This window comes from Janibacter hoylei PVAS-1, assembly GCF_004025845.1.
In the GTDB taxonomy this organism is placed as follows: domain Bacteria; phylum Actinomycetota; class Actinomycetes; order Actinomycetales; family Dermatophilaceae; genus Janibacter; species Janibacter hoylei.
The window spans coordinates 1-13,754 of sequence record NZ_PIPF01000003.1 but is presented as its reverse complement, the minus strand read 5'-3'; the positions used below and the strand labels follow the sequence as shown (position 1 = coordinate 13,754).

The 13,754-nt window shown below is 72.3% G+C and carries 15 protein-coding genes; 8 read left to right on the top strand and 7 right to left on the bottom strand.

Annotated features, from left to right (window positions below; genetic code table 11):
* Positions 1 to 29 precede the first annotated feature (29 nt).
* On the bottom strand, positions 30 to 1,916 hold the full coding sequence (locus tag CWN80_RS03445; RefSeq protein ID WP_007927383.1) for a Na+/H+ antiporter: 1,887 nt from the start codon (positions 1,914 to 1,916) through the stop codon (positions 30 to 32).
* An 82-nt stretch (positions 1,917 to 1,998) separates the two neighbouring features.
* On the opposite strand from CWN80_RS03445, the gene CWN80_RS03440 reads away from it, so the two are divergent.
* Positions 1,999 to 2,796: a methyltransferase domain-containing protein gene (locus tag CWN80_RS03440; protein ID WP_007927384.1), complete on the top strand. Its 798-nt coding sequence runs from the start codon at positions 1,999 to 2,001 to the stop codon at positions 2,794 to 2,796.
* Positions 2,797 to 2,809: 13 nt separating this feature from the next.
* On the top strand, positions 2,810 to 3,361 hold the full coding sequence (locus CWN80_RS03435) for a ribonuclease H family protein (protein WP_007927385.1): 552 nt from the start codon (positions 2,810 to 2,812) through the stop codon (positions 3,359 to 3,361).
* Between the two features lie 12 nt (positions 3,362 to 3,373).
* Here CWN80_RS03435 and CWN80_RS03430 read toward each other — a convergent pair whose 3' ends face one another.
* The 4 genes from CWN80_RS03430 to CWN80_RS03415 form a co-directional block, all read right to left on the bottom strand.
* Positions 3,374 to 4,456, bottom strand: coding sequence for a hypothetical protein (locus CWN80_RS03430; RefSeq protein WP_128276890.1), 1,083 nt, complete (start codon positions 4,454 to 4,456; stop codon positions 3,374 to 3,376).
* 77 nt (positions 4,457 to 4,533) lie between these two features.
* A complete protein-coding gene (locus CWN80_RS03425) occupies positions 4,534 to 5,199 on the bottom strand; it encodes an MOSC domain-containing protein (RefSeq protein ID WP_007927387.1) in 666 nt (221 codons plus the stop codon).
* A 103-nt stretch (positions 5,200 to 5,302) separates the two neighbouring features.
* Entirely contained in the window at positions 5,303 to 5,554 is a 252-nt protein-coding gene (locus tag CWN80_RS03420; RefSeq protein ID WP_007927388.1) for an acyl-CoA carboxylase subunit epsilon, read from the bottom strand.
* On the bottom strand, positions 5,554 to 7,194 hold the full coding sequence (locus tag CWN80_RS03415; RefSeq protein WP_007927389.1) for an acyl-CoA carboxylase subunit beta: 1,641 nt from the start codon (positions 7,192 to 7,194) through the stop codon (positions 5,554 to 5,556). Before CWN80_RS03415 ends, CWN80_RS03420 begins: the two co-directional genes overlap by 1 nt.
* Before the next feature lie 24 nt (positions 7,195 to 7,218).
* Here CWN80_RS03415 and CWN80_RS03410 point away from each other — a divergent pair, with 24 nt between their 5' ends.
* From CWN80_RS03410 to CWN80_RS03395, 4 genes are all read left to right on the top strand, one after another.
* Positions 7,219 to 8,001 carry a biotin--[acetyl-CoA-carboxylase] ligase gene (locus CWN80_RS03410; RefSeq protein WP_040881235.1) on the top strand — a complete coding sequence of 261 codons (783 nt, stop codon included), beginning with the start codon at positions 7,219 to 7,221 and terminating at the stop codon, positions 7,999 to 8,001.
* A gap of 64 nt (positions 8,002 to 8,065) precedes the next feature.
* A complete protein-coding gene (locus CWN80_RS03405; RefSeq protein WP_238148053.1) occupies positions 8,066 to 9,097 on the top strand; it encodes an adenylate/guanylate cyclase domain-containing protein in 1,032 nt (343 codons plus the stop codon).
* Positions 9,098 to 9,120: 23 nt separating this feature from the next.
* Complete coding sequence (locus CWN80_RS03400) at positions 9,121 to 9,789, top strand: response regulator transcription factor (protein WP_007927394.1); 669 nt, start codon at positions 9,121 to 9,123, stop codon at positions 9,787 to 9,789.
* Positions 9,786 to 10,793, top strand: coding sequence for a sensor histidine kinase (locus CWN80_RS03395; protein ID WP_007927396.1), 1,008 nt, complete (start codon positions 9,786 to 9,788; stop codon positions 10,791 to 10,793). Before CWN80_RS03400 ends, CWN80_RS03395 begins: the two co-directional genes overlap by 4 nt.
* 21 nt (positions 10,794 to 10,814) lie before the next feature.
* Here CWN80_RS03395 and CWN80_RS03390 read toward each other — a convergent pair whose 3' ends face one another.
* The gene (locus CWN80_RS03390; RefSeq protein WP_007927398.1) at positions 10,815 to 11,357 is read right to left on the bottom strand and encodes a GtrA family protein; all 543 of its coding nucleotides are present in this window, start codon (positions 11,355 to 11,357) and stop codon (positions 10,815 to 10,817) included.
* A gap of 54 nt (positions 11,358 to 11,411) precedes the next feature.
* Between CWN80_RS03390 and CWN80_RS03385 the strand changes: the two genes are divergently transcribed.
* Both CWN80_RS03385 and purE read left to right on the top strand, forming a co-directional pair.
* Positions 11,412 to 12,584: a 5-(carboxyamino)imidazole ribonucleotide synthase gene (locus CWN80_RS03385; RefSeq protein WP_007927399.1), complete on the top strand. Its 1,173-nt coding sequence runs from the start codon at positions 11,412 to 11,414 to the stop codon at positions 12,582 to 12,584.
* Complete coding sequence (gene purE, locus CWN80_RS03380; protein WP_128276889.1) at positions 12,581 to 13,108, top strand: 5-(carboxyamino)imidazole ribonucleotide mutase; 528 nt, start codon at positions 12,581 to 12,583, stop codon at positions 13,106 to 13,108. The genes CWN80_RS03385 and purE overlap by 4 nt, the downstream gene beginning before the upstream one ends.
* A gap of 33 nt (positions 13,109 to 13,141) precedes the next feature.
* On the opposite strand, the gene CWN80_RS03375 is transcribed toward purE, so the two are convergent.
* Entirely contained in the window at positions 13,142 to 13,594 is a 453-nt protein-coding gene (locus tag CWN80_RS03375; RefSeq protein WP_051987972.1) for a CoA-binding protein, read from the bottom strand.
* Positions 13,595 to 13,754 lie beyond the last annotated feature (160 nt).

Here is a 13,754-nt window from a genome sequence, read left to right as displayed (position 1 = left end):
ACGTTACCTCGCTGTCCGGGCGAGCGCGCTCAGACGAGGGTGCCGTCGACGAAGCACCACCGCCACGCCTCGCCGGGCTCGAGCGACCGCATGACCGGGTGACCGCTCTGCTCGAAGTGCGCGGTGGCGTGCCCGTGCGAGGAGTCGCAGCAGCCGACGTGCCCGCAGCTGAGGCAGACCCGCAGGTGCAGCCAGGTCAGACCGTCGGCGAGGCACTCCTCGCAGCCCTCGGCGTCGCGCGGCGCGATGCACTCGGGCAGACGGGCCTGGTGCTCGCACTCGCCGGTGATCCGCTCGGGCGCGCGCAGCGGAGCGTCGCGCACCGCGTCGGCCCGGTCACCGATCGACACGAGTGTCGACTCCTCGACGTCGAGCGCCGCGAGGACCTCGCCGAGGACCTCGCGGTCGACGAGGCCGGCGTCCCGGATGCGCAGCAGCTCGGTGCGCTCGGCCTCGAGCATCGGCAGCCGCAGGCGACGGTAGGCATCGCTCGGCGACTCCGCGTCGCCCCGGCCGAGCCGCTCCCAGACCCGGTTGACCCGCATCCGGGCCTGCTGCTGCAGCCGCTCGACGGCGCCGTCGTCGTGGTCGGGCAGCTCGTCGAGACGTCGCAGCCCGGCCCCGACCGCGGCCTGGATGACGGTGGCCTCCTGCAGGGCGTCCTCCCGCGGGTCGGGTCCGCGCACCCCGAGGGCACGCGAGAGCGTCGGCAGCGTCGTGCCCTGGAGCAGGAGCGTCCCGATCGTCACGACCATGGCGATGAGCACGAGCGTGGGGCGGTGCGGTGTCTCCGGCGGCAGCAGCAGTGCAGCGGCCAGCGTCACGACCCCGCGCATCCCCGCCCAGCTGACGACGACCCCTTCGCTGCGCGGGGAGAGGACCTCGCGCTCCCGCGTCGAGACGAGCGAGCGCAGGGCCCGGAAGGGGAAGACCCACAGCGGGCGCAGCACGAGCACGGTGACGAGCACCGCGAGCCCGACGAGCAGGGTCCGCCCCAGCCCGAGGTGGGACCCGCGGACGTCGTCGACGAGGCTGGCCAGCTGCAGGCCGATGACGAGGAAGACCGCGTTTTCGAGGATGAACTGGATGCTCGCCCAGTTGGACCGCTCCGACAGGCGTGACCGTGCGTCCTGCAGGACGGGGGAGCGGTGGCCGAGCAGGAGACCGGTGGTGACCACGGCGATGACGCCGGAGGAGTGCATCAGCTCGGCGGGCAGGTAGGCGACGAAGGGGGCGGCGAAGCTCACCGTCGTGTCCGCGACCGGCTCGTGGATCCGACGTCGCACGAGCGCGATGAGCTTGTAGGCGACGAAGCCGATGATCGCGCCGCCGAGCGCAGCCCGCAGGAAGTCGAGCGTCACCGACCCGACCGAGATGTCGATGACCGCGTGGCTGCCGTGGCCCGCAGCCAGACCGGCCGCGGCGAGCGCGGTGCGCAGCGAGACGAGGGCCGTGGCGTCGTTGAGCAGCGACTCGCCCTCGAGGAGGGTGACGACCCTGCGGGGGAGCCCGATGCTGCGGGCGACCGCGGTCGCGGCGACGGCGTCCGGCGGGGCGACGATCGCGCCCAGCGCGAAGGCGAGCGCGAAGTCGATCGGCAGCAGCGCGCTCGCGACGACGGCGACGCCGAGCGCCGTGAAGAGCACGAGCCCCACCGAGAGACCGGCGATGGCGACCCGCTGCGCCTTGAGGTCGATCAGCGAGGTGGAGATCGCCGTCGCGTAGAGCAGCGGCGGGAGCAGCCCGACGAGCACGACCTCCGGCGAGAGGGTGACGTCGGGGACGACGGGCACGAAGGACGCTGCCGCGCCGGCGGCGAGGAGCAGGAGCGGGGCGAGCGCGCCCAGCCTCGACGCGATGCCGTGGACGAGCAGCGAGGCGACGGCCACGGCGAGGAGGGTGAGGGCGAGGTCCACGCGGTCATTGTCGCCCCCCTTCGTCCGTCTCGGCATCCGTCGCCGGGGTGGCGGGCCGCCCGGCCGGTGCCACGATCGGTGGATGACGCGCTACCTGCACGGGCACGCCGAGTCCGTCGTCGCCGCGCACGCGGCGCGGACCGTCGAGACCTCAGCGGCCTACCTCGCCCCCCACCTGCGACCCGGCATGCGGGTGCTCGACATCGGGTGCGGTCCGGGCTCGATCACGCTCGACCTCGCGCAGCGGGTCGCCCCCGGCGAGGTCGTCGGCGTCGACGCCTCGGAGGCGGTCGTGGGGCTGGCGCGGCAGGCGGCGGTCGACGCGGGTGACGTCGGGACCCGCTTCGAGGTGGCGGACGCCATGGCGCTGCCCTTCGCTGACGACTCCTTCGACGTCGTCCACGCCCACCAGGTCCTGCAGCACGTCGGCGACCCGGTGGGCCTGCTCCGGGAGATGGCACGGGTGACCCGCCCAGGTGGCCTCGTCGCGGCGCGGGACGCGGACTACGAGGCGATGACCTGGGCGCCGGCGCACCCCGGGCTGAGCCGGTGGCTCGACCTGTACCGGGCGGCTGCGCGCGGCACGGGGACGCAGCCGGACGCCGGGCGCCACCTGCTCGGGTGGTGCCGGGCCGCGGGGCTGACGGACGTCACCGCTGGCGCCTCGGTCTGGTGCTATGCCGACGACGAGGCCCGTCGGTGGTGGGGCGGGCAGTGGCAGCGGCGGGCTCGCGAGTCGCGCTTCCACGACGAGGTGCTCGGGCAGGGCCTCGGAGGCGAGACGGACGTCGACGAGGTCGTCGAGGGGTGGCGGGCGTGGACCGACGCGCCCGACGGGTGGTTCGTCGTGGTGCACGGCGAGGTCCTCGCCCGCATTTGATAGGACTGCGGGCATGACGATCACCGCAGCCGCAGACGGATCCGCACTCGGCAACCCGGGGCCCGCCGGCTGGGGCTGGTACATCGACGAGGAGCGCTGGGCCCGCGGCGGGTGGCTGCACGGGACCAACAACATGGGCGAGCTGACCGCCGTGCTCGACCTGCTCCAGCAGACCGCGCACCTCGACGACGACCTGCACGTCATCTGCGACAGCAAGTACGTCATCAACTCGATCACCGCGTGGATGCCGGGGTGGAAGGCCAAGGGCTGGCGCAAGAAGGACGGCAAGCCGGTCCTCAACGTCGAGATCATGCAGGCCCTGGACGCGGCGATGCAGGGGCGCCGGGTGACCTTCGAGTGGGTCAAGGGGCACGCGGGTCACGAGCTCAACGAGCACGCCGACCGGCTGGCCACCAGCGCCGCCGTGGCCTGGTCGAAGGGCGCCGCCCCCGACCCCGGCCCCGGCATCCCCGGCGCGGGGTCGGGTCGTGCGACGCAGGATGCGTCGGCCGGGCCCGCCAGCGCCCCCGCCGAGACGGAGCACGAGCCGCTGTCGCTCTTCTGAACGTGTGCTCGCTCAGCGGGCGGGGAGGTAGAAGGGCGCGTCACGGCGCTGCAGTCGTGCGGCCACCGAGTGCTGCGAGTTGGCCTTGACGGTCGACAGGCGCGCGGTGACGAGCGACCCGTCGGCTGAGATCTCCTCGATGACGAGGTCCTCGGCGACGGTAGGAGCGTCGAAGACCTCGCGCAGGGGCTCGACCGCGGCCGACGCGGCGTCGTCGTCGGCGAAGTGGTAGCTGACGACGACGCGCGGCTCGCCGTCCTGCGCACCCCAGCCGACGCCCACCCCGTCGAAGGGGTGGTCGGCGAGGGGTTCGGCCTCGGAGCCCTGGAGGCCCGCTGACCTGAAGTCGCCCGCCTCGAGGCGGGCCGAGACGACGTCCTCCTCGTCGAGGGCGGTCGCGATGGGGCCGAGGGCGGGGTGGTCGGCCATCGACGAGTCCGGGCCCTCGCGCCAGCTCTGCACGGTCTCGGTGCTCGGGGAGATGGCGAGATTGCCGTCCTCGACCGACGTCCGCATCGGCCAGCCCACGGGGCTGACCGGTGTCACCTTCTCCAGGTCCTGCTTCCGGTCGGGACCCTCGCCGATGGTCCGCACGCCGGGCTCCACCTCGGGCAGGTCCGCGAGGGTGTCGTCGTCGAAGGCCCCGGTCAGGACGGTGACGTCGTGCGGAGCGCGGACCTCGACGTAGGAGTCGACGTCGAGGGTCGTCCACCCGGCGAGCTCCTCGAACTCCGTGTGCTTGCTGCCCAGCGAATTCCGGCCGACCTGGGGCGGTGCGGCGTGGACCGTGCCGTAGTCCCGGTCGTCACCCGTCCCGGAGAACGGCCGTCCGTCAAGGCTGGCCTCCCACACGAAGATGGCCTTGGGGTTGAACGTGGCGGGTCGGTCGACGCCGTTGATCTCGGTCGCCCGGACGAGGTCTGCGGTGGCCACCGAGATGTCGTCCCCGGTGACGAGCGGCACCTCGGCCAGGGCGCCGGTCACCGAGTAGTCGTCACCGCTGGTGAGTCCGTCACTCCCGCTGCCGGGCAGCAAGCTGCACGCGCTCAGCGCCAGCGTCAGGGCCGCAGCCCCGGCCATCGTCGTCGTCCTCATCGTCCGTCCCCCTGCCGGTCGTCCTGTCGGTGGGGCCACAGTACGAGGATCTGTCCCCGCAGTGGGCCGAAGTAGGGTCAGCCCCGCCCGGCCGTCGCGGCGAGCTCGGCGGCGCGGTGCTCGGCGAGCGCGCCGGAGTCGAGGGCGGCCCGCGCGGCGTCGGGGTCCCCGAGGAAGGCGCGCAGCAGGGTCGGCACGTCGAGACCCGAGCCCGACGGTGTCACGGTGATGGAGTCGCCCGGCCGGATCTGGCCGGGCTGGTTGACCTGGAGGTAGACCCCGCTGCGCCCGTGCGCGGCGAACCGCTTGACCCAGCCGCGCTCGCCCAGGCGCTCGGCGAAGGTCGCGCACGGCACCCGGGGTCCGCGCACCTCGAGCACGGCGGTCCCGACGTGCCAGACGTCGCCGACCTCGCTCGCGTCGACGTCGAGCCCGGTCGTCGTGAGGTTTTCCCCGAACATGCCGTCGGGCAGCTCTCGGCCCAGGGTCGTGGCCCAGGCGTCGAGCTCCTCGCGGGCGAAGGCGTAGACCGCCTGGTCGCTCCCGCCGTGGTGCCGCCCGTCCCCGATGTGGTCGCCGGTGACCCCGGAGACGCCGGCGCCGTCCTCGACGCGCTTCGGCCCGGGGTCGGCGACGCTGATGACGTCGACGGGGCCCTTGGCGATACCGGTGGGCCTCCCCCTCGGCACTCGCTGCAGCACGGGGCGGCCGATGTTGACACTCAGGACGCGGGGCTCACGCACCCGCTGAGCCTACGTCGCCCCCTTCGCTCCGCCCGCGCGGGTTGGAATACACCCCGCGTGTCCGAACACGCGGGGTGTATTCCAACCGCTGGAGGGCTGTAGGTCAGCGGGGGAGGCCGGAGGCGGCCCACCCGCCGAGGGAGGGGTGCACCGGGCGCCGGACGAGGCGCTCGGGGGAGGACCAGCGCGAAGGGGGACCCGCCGGGGCTTCCTCCTCGCCGCCGCCGAGCCCGGAGAGGATCGCGACGAGGGCCGCGACCTGCTCGGGGGAGGCGTCGCCGAGGACCTCGATGCGCGGGCCGGCGGGCACCACGGCCTCGGGCGCCGCGGTCTCGGGCTGAGCCTGCGAAGCCATCACAGCGGAATGTTCCCGTGCTTCTTCGGCGGCAGGCTCTCGCGCTTGGTGCGCAGGGCCCGCAGCGCCTTCGAGACGTTCATCCGCGTGTTGCTCGGCGTGATGACCGTGTCGATGTAGCCGCGCTCGGCCGCGACGTACGGGTTGGCCAGGGCGTCCTCGTAGGCGGTGATGAACTCCTGGCGCGCCGCCTCGAGGTCGCGACCCTCCGCCTCGGCCGCGGCGAGCTGCTTGCGGTAGAGGATGTTGACCGCGCCCTGGGCGCCCATGACCGCGATCTGGGCGGTCGGCCACGCGAGGTTGATGTCGGCGCCCAGGTGCTTGGACCCCATGACGTCGTACGCGCCGCCGTAGGCCTTGCGGGTGATGACGGTGACGAGCGGGACCGTCGCCTCGGCGTAGGCGTAGATGAGCTTGGCGCCGCGGCGGATGATGCCGTTCCACTCCTGGTCTGTGCCGGGCAGGAAGCCCGGGACGTCGACGAGCGTGAGGACCGGGACGTTGAAGGCGTCGCAGGTGCGGACGAAGCGTGCCGCCTTCTCCGAGGCGTCGATGTCGAGCGTCCCGGCGAACTGCATCGGGTTGTTGGCGACGACGCCGATCGACTGGCCCTCGACGCGGGCGAAGCCGCAGATGATGTTGGGCGCGAAGAGCGGGTGCACCTCGAGGAACTCGCCGTCGTCGACGATGGTCTCGATGACCTGCTTCATGTCGTACGGCATGTTGGCCGAGTCGGGGATGATCGTGTCGAGCACCTTGTCGGTGTCGTTGACCGTCAGGTCGAGCTCGCCGCCGAAGACCGGCGCCGTCTCGAGGTTGTTGCTCGGCAGGTAGGACAGGAGCGCCTTGACGTAGTCGATGGCGTCCTCCTCGTCGGTGCCCATGTAGTGCGCGACACCGGACTTGGTGTTGTGCGAGCGGGCACCACCGAGGTCCTCGAACTCCACGTCCTCACCGGTGACCGTCTTGATGACGTCGGGACCGGTGATGAACATGTGCGAGGTCTGGTCGACCATGACGGTGAAGTCGGTGACGGCGGGGGAGTAGACGGCACCGCCGGCGCAGGGGCCCATGATCAGGGAGATCTGCGGGATGACACCCGAGGCGTGCACGTTGCGCTTGAAGATCTCGCCGTAGAGCCCCAGGGAGACGACGCCCTCCTGGATGCGCGCGCCACCGGAGTCGTTGAGCCCGATGACCGGGCAGCCGATTTTCATGGCGAAGTCCATGACCTTGGTGATCTTCTCGCCGAAGACCTCGCCGAGTGACCCGCCGAAGACGGTGAAGTCCTGGGCGAAGACGGCCACCTGCCGGCCGTCGACCGTGCCGTACCCGGTGACGACGCCGTCGCCGTAGGGCCGGTTGGCCTCCTGGCCGAAGGCGGTCGACCGGTGCCGGGCGTACTTGTCCATCTCGACGAAGCTGTCCTCGTCGAGGAGGAGGGCGATGCGCTCGCGGGCGGTCTTCTTGCCGCGCGCGTGCTGCTTCTCGATGGCCCGGTCGGATCCGGCATTCGCGACCTCGGCCACCCGACGCTTCAGGTCGGCGAGCTTGCCGGCCGTGGTGTGGATGTCGATGCCGTCGGGGACGTCGGTGCCACCGATCGCCTGAGCGTCAGTGGTCTCGGTGCTCTGGGACATGCTGCGCAGCCTAGCCTTGCTGGCATGCTGCCCCCGATCGACGTCCAACGACTGGCCACGGCGTTACCGACATCACAGGGCTGGGGCGAGGTGCACCACCTGTCGGTCGTCGGGTCGACCAATGTCGAGGCCGCCGAGCGGGCGCTCGTGTGGTCGCCGGTCGTCGCCGAGCTGCAGACCGCCGGGCGCGGTCGCCTCGGCCGGGAGTGGCACGAGGTCCCGAGCGCCGGGCTGGCCATGTCGGTGCTCGTGCCGCTCACCCCTTCGCCGGGCTGGCTGCCCCTCGTCGCCGGCCTCGCGGTCCGCTCCGCGCTGGCGGAGGTGGGCGTCGCCGCCCGCCTCAAGTGGCCCAACGACGTCCTCGTCCCGGGTGACGACGACCGCAAGGTCTGCGGGATCCTCTGCCAGCTCCAGCCGTCGGGCACCGGGGTGGTCGTCGGCATCGGGATCAACGTCCACCACGAGCGGGCCGACCTGCCGGTCGGCACGGCCACCTCCCTTCGTCTCGTCGGCGCCGACGTCGACCGGACCGACCTGGCCGCCTCCGTGCTCGGCCACCTCCGCCGGCTCCACGGTGAGCTGTCCGACGACGCGGGGGCGAAGGGGGTCCGCCGCGCCTATCGCGAGGCCTGCGTGACTCTCGGTCTCGAGGTCGACCTGCACCGTCCGGACGGGACCCTCGAGCGGGTGACGGCGACGGGTGTCGACGACGACGGGCGACTCGTCGTCGACGGGCCTGCGGGCTCGGCTACCGTGGCCGCAGGTGACGTGCAGCACGTCCGTGCTGCTGGCGTCCCGCCGACCTGACCCCCTTGCCGCCCCGGAGGTGCCGTTGCCGTACGACGCCGCACACGGGCGACCCTCCGAGCCGGTGGGGCAGCCCTCCGACGAGGTGGGCCTCGAGGCCTTCGAGCGGGCGCTGCTCGGCCGTCCTGCGTCGATGGGCCGTCGCGAGGTCTCCCGCGGGGCCGGTGTGTCCATCCGCTCGGCCCGCAAGTTCTGGCACGCCATGGGCTTCCCCGTCGTCCAGGAGGGCGACGCGATGTTCACCGAGGCCGACCTCGCGGCCCTGAGCCGCGTGGCCCAGATGGTGCGGGACGACATCGCCCCCGAGGACTTCGCCCTGTCGATGACCCGGGCGATCGCGCGCACGATGGACCGACTCGCCGCGTGGCAGCTGCAGCTGGTCAACGAGGAGATCGCCCGGCAGCGGCAGGACGACCCGCAGTCCGAGGCCGTGCCCGAGGGCGACCCGGAGGCCGCTGCGGCCTGGATGACCTCGCTCGTCGACGAGCTCGAGCCCCTCGTCCTCTACGTGTGGCGTCGGCAGCTGACCGCCTCGATCCAGCGTTCGCTCACCGTCGAGGACGACAGCACGCGCGCCTCGATCATCGGCTTCGCCGACCTCGTCAACTTCACGTCGGTCGTGCGGCGCCTCACCGAGAGCGACCTGGCGCGCATGGTGCAGCGCTTCGAGGACCTGTGCACCGACGTCGTGACGGCCCACGGCGGTCGGGTCGTCAAGACGGTGGGCGACGAGGTGCTCTTCCAGACCTTCGACGTCGCCCCGGCCGCGGCCATCGCGCTCGACCTCGTCGAGGCGATGAGCGAGGACGACCTGCTGCCCTCCGCCCGCGTGGGCATGGCCCACGGGCCGGTCGTTCGCCGACTGGGCGATGTCTTCGGCACGACGGTCAACCGGGCGAGCCGGCTGACGGCGGTGGCGCCACCCGGCGGGGTCTTCGTCGACGACGCGCTCGCGCGGCTGCTCGAGCCGCTCAGCGGATTTTCGACGCTCCCGACGCGGCGCCGCTCCCTGCGGGGTATCGGTGAGGTCGTCCCGAGCCGCCTCGTGCGAGTCACCGGTGTGCGTCGCTCGAGCGACGTCACCGCGCACGTCTGACGATCTCTTCCTATGATCCGACCATGACGCGAGTGCTGCTGGCCGAGGACGATGCTGCGATCTCCGACCCGTTGGCCCGGGCCCTCGTCCGTGAGGGATACGAGGTCACGGTCCACGAGGACGGGCGCGAAGCCCTCGACTCCGCGCTCGGTACGCCGCCTGACCTGCTGGTCCTCGACCTCGGCCTGCCCACCCTCGACGGTCTCGAGGTCTGCCGCCGGCTGCGGGCCACGGGGTCGGACGTGCCGGTGCTCGTCCTGACGGCTCGCGCTGACGAGGTCGACACGGTCGTCGGGCTCGACGCCGGCGCCGACGACTACGTCACCAAGCCCTTCCGCCTCGCCGAGCTCATGGCGCGCGTGCGCGCGCTGCTGCGTCGGCGCAGCGACGACGGCGCGGAGCCGGGCGGACCCGTCCGGATCGACCTCGACAGCCGTCGGGTGTGGTTCCACGGGGACGAGCTGTCGCTCACCGCCAAGGAGTTCGCCGTGCTCAGCGTCCTCGTCCGCGAGAGCGGCCGGGTCGTCACCCGTGAGCAGCTCATGGGCGAGGTCTGGGAGACCGAGTGGTACGGCTCGACCAAGGCCCTCGACATGCACATCTCCGTCTTGCGTCGCAAGCTCGGTGACGACGTCGCCGACCCCCGGCACATCGCCACGGTGCGTGGTGTCGGGTTCCGCTTCGACTCGTGACCTACTCGGCGCAGGTCCGTCGACTGCTGACGATCGCGACGCTCGGCGCCGCCATCGTCACGGCCCTCGTGCTCGGGACCGTCGCGATCGCCGCGACCGGCTCGCAGGGGGTGCGCGTCCTCGGCCTCGACCTCCTCGCCTGGATCATCATCGCCCCGGCCGTCGGCGTGGGCCTCGCTGGCGGGGCGACGCTCGCGGTGCTGCGGGTGGTCGACCGTCGCCGGGAGCAGGGCATGGCCTTCATCGGGGACCAGATCGCCGCCATCCGCGAAGGGGGCGGCGCGCTCCCTCGATCGGTCGTCGACCTCAGCGACGTCGACGCCGCGACGGGCGACCTGGCCCGCCTCGCCGGTGAGCTGGCCCAGCAGCGCGCGATGGACCGTGACTTCGCGGCCGACGCGTCGCACCAGCTGCGCACACCGCTCACGGCGCTGCTCATGCGTCTGGAGGAGATCGGCCAGACCGACGACCTCGACGTCGTCCGCGACGAGGCGGCCGTGGCGGTCACCCAGGTCGAGCGCCTCACCGGGGTCGTCGACACGATGCGCCACCGCTCGAAGGGGGAAAAGACCCAGCTGCCCGAGATCTCCCTCGACTCCGTGCTCGCCGGGCTCCAGCGCGAGTACCAGCCGGCCTTCACCGCCGCCCGCCGGAGCATGCGCGTCGTCGGGCCGCCCGGGCTGGCGGTGCGCGCCGCCCCCGTCGACCTGGCGCAGATCCTGCAGATCCTCATCGAAAACTCCCTGGACCACGGAGCCGGTCGGGTCGAGATCGAAACCCGTAGCTCGGGCAGCTCGGTCGTCGTCGAGGTGCGCGACGAGGGCGAGGGCGTGCCGTCGGCCATCGCCCCGCACATCTTCGAGCGCTCGGTCACGTCGCACGGCTCGGGGCTCGGCCTGGGGCTGGCCCGTCAGCTCGCGGAGCGCAATGGTGGGCGGCTCGAGCTCGTGCAGGCGCAGCCGGCCGTCTTCGCCGTCTTCCTCTCGGGGCCCGGCAGCCGCTGAGCCGGGGGAGCGGCCCGTCGGTCAGGCGGTGGGCGCGGGCCCGTCCTCGTGGTGCAGGGGAGAGGTGTCCTCGTCCATCGGCTCGTTGGCGAAGACGAAGCGGCGGTAGGTCCAGAAGCGGAAGAGCGTGCCCAGCCCGATGCCGATGACCGTGGCGATGTTGTCCGCGAGCCGCGACTCGAAGCCCAGCACGTAGTGCGACAGCACGAGGCACAGGGTCGAGATGAGCAGCGCGAGCCCGTTGACGACGAAAAACAGGGTGACCTCGTGGTGCACGGGTCGCGAGCGGCGGTGGGCGAAGGTCCAGCTGCGGTTGCCGAACCACGCGAAGAGGGTCGCGGCGACACCGCTCAGGATGCGCGCCGTCGTGACCTTGCCCTCGAGGACCGTGTGGGTCAGCAGGTTCATCCCGCCGAGGTCGATGACGAAGGAGATGGCGCCGATGAGCCCGAACTTCGCGATCTCGTGCCAGATGGTGTCGACGAAGCGCGTCACGCCACCCCAACGGGTCGTCGACGCGCCGCGGGCAGGCGCGTCCTGGGTGGTGTCGGCAGAGTCGGGCATCCCGAGCAGCGTAATCGTGGCGGCCGCCAATTCGCGCAACGTATCCTTCGGCACGTGTCGACTCCCCTTCGTTCCCCCGGCGGCTTCCCGGTCGTCGGCATCATCGGTGGCGGCCAGCTGGCCCGCATGTGCGCCGGTCCCGCAGCCGAGCTCGGCGTCACGCTCGCCGTCCTCGCCGAGGCGCCCGACGCGTCGGCGGCGCTCGTCACCCCCTTCGCCCCGGTCGGCGACCACACCGACGTCGAGACGGTCCGGGACTTCGCCCGCCACTGCGACGTCATCACCTTCGACCACGAGCACGTGCCGGCGCCGGTCATCGAGGCGCTCGTCGCCGACGGTGTCGCCGTCCACCCCACCCCTGAGGCGCTGCTGCACGCGCAGGACAAGCTCGTCATGCGGCGGGCGCTCACCGAGGCCGGGGTGCCCTGCCCTCGCTGGACGCAGGCCGCCACCGAGGAGGAGGTCACCACCTTCGCCGAGGCCGTCGGCTGGCCCGTCGTCGTCAAGACCCCCCGGGGTGGGTACGACGGGAAGGGGGTCATGCTCGCCGACACCGTCGACGACGTCCGCGACTGGCTGTCCGCCGCTGCCGAGCGGGGCGAGACCCTCCTGCTGGAGGAGCGGGTCCCCTTCGTCCGCGAGCTGTCGGTGCTGCTCGCCCGCAGCCCCTCCGGGCAGGCCGCCGCCTGGCCCGTCGTCGAGACGGTCCAGACCGACGGCATCTGCACCGAGGTCATCGCCCCGGCACCCGACCTCGAACCGGAGGCGGCGCGCGCCGCGACCCTCGTCGGTCTCGACATCGCCGCGGCGCTCGAGGTCACCGGGGTCATGGCCGTCGAGCTCTTCGAGCTGGCCGACGGCTCCGTCGTCGTCAACGAGCTGGCGATGCGTCCGCACAACTCCGGCCACTGGAGCATGGACGGTGCCGTGACCGGGCAGTTCGAGCAGCACCTGCGGGCCGTGCTCGACCTGCCGCTCGGCTCACCGCGGGCCCGTGAGCCGTGGACCGTCATGGGCAACGTCCTCGGGGGCGAGCCGACCGACCTCTACCCGACCTACCGGCACCTCATGGCCCGCGACCCCGAGCTCAAGGTGCACCTGTACGGCAAGGGCGTGCGGCCGGGTCGCAAGATCGGCCACGTCAACGTCAGCGGCAGCGACCTGGCCGACCTGCGCGAGCGGGCCCGGCACGCGGCCGACTACATCCAGGGAGTGATCGACGAATGAGCAACACCGACACCGGCCCCCGCGTCGGGCTCGTCATGGGCAGCGACAGCGACTGGCCGACGATGGAGGCGGCCGCGGCCGTGCTGCAGGACTTCGACATCCCCTTCGAGGCCGACGTGGTCTCGGCCCACCGGATGCCCACCGAGATGATCGAGTACGGCCGCGGCGCGGCCGACCGCGGCCTGCAGGTCATCATCGCCGGCGCCGGGGGAGCGGCCCACCTGCCCGGGATGCTCGCCTCCGTGACGACGCTGCCGGTCGTCGGGGTGCCCGTTCCCCTGAAGCACCTCGACGGCATGGACTCGCTGCTGTCGATCGTGCAGATGCCGGCCGGCATCCCGGTCGCGACCATGGCCGTCGGCGGCGCCCGCAATGCCGGCCTCATGGCCGCGCGGATCCTCGCGGCGGGCGAAGGGGAGGAAGCCGCCCGCCTGCGGGAGGCGCTCGGCCGCTTCGCGGCCGACCTCGGTGCCCAGGCGCACGCGAAGGGGGAGCGCCTGCGCCAGCAGGTGGCCGGCGCCTGACGCTCCCCCTCCGGGTGGCTCAGCGGAGATGGGTCAGCGCGAGGCGCCCTCGTTGCGCAGCTGGCGCCACTCGATCTTGGGGCAGGTGTCCATGACGACGAGCAGGCCTGCCTCGCGCGCCCGGTCGGCGGCCGCAGGGTCTTCGACCCCGAGCTGCATCCACACGGCGTCGATCTGCAGCCGGTCCTTGTTGGCGATGACCTCGTCGACGAGCGCGCCGACCTCGCTGGAGTTGACGAAGAGGTCGACGACCTTGACGTCGCCGTCGGGGATGTCGGAGATCGTCGCGTAGCCCTGGTCGCCGTCGACGACCTCGGCCTCGTGGTGCACCGGGATGATCGCCTTGTGCATCTCGTTCTTGAGCCACCGCGCGACCCGGTGGGCATCGCGGTCGGTGTTGTTGCTCAGGCCGACGACGACCCAGGTGCCAGGGTCGGCGATCAGGCGCCGCATCGTCTCCGTGTCGTTCTTGTGCGTGAGGCTCATGTGACCCATCCAACGCCCCCTGTCGTCGGGAATCAACGGTCCACGCCCACCTGTTCAACGGATGTCTGCTTGGCTTGGTCATAATGCGCCGAAGCCAGCCCGCCCCCGATCACTCGAGGACCACGTGACCAGCAAGATCACCGTCGTCGGCACGGGCTAT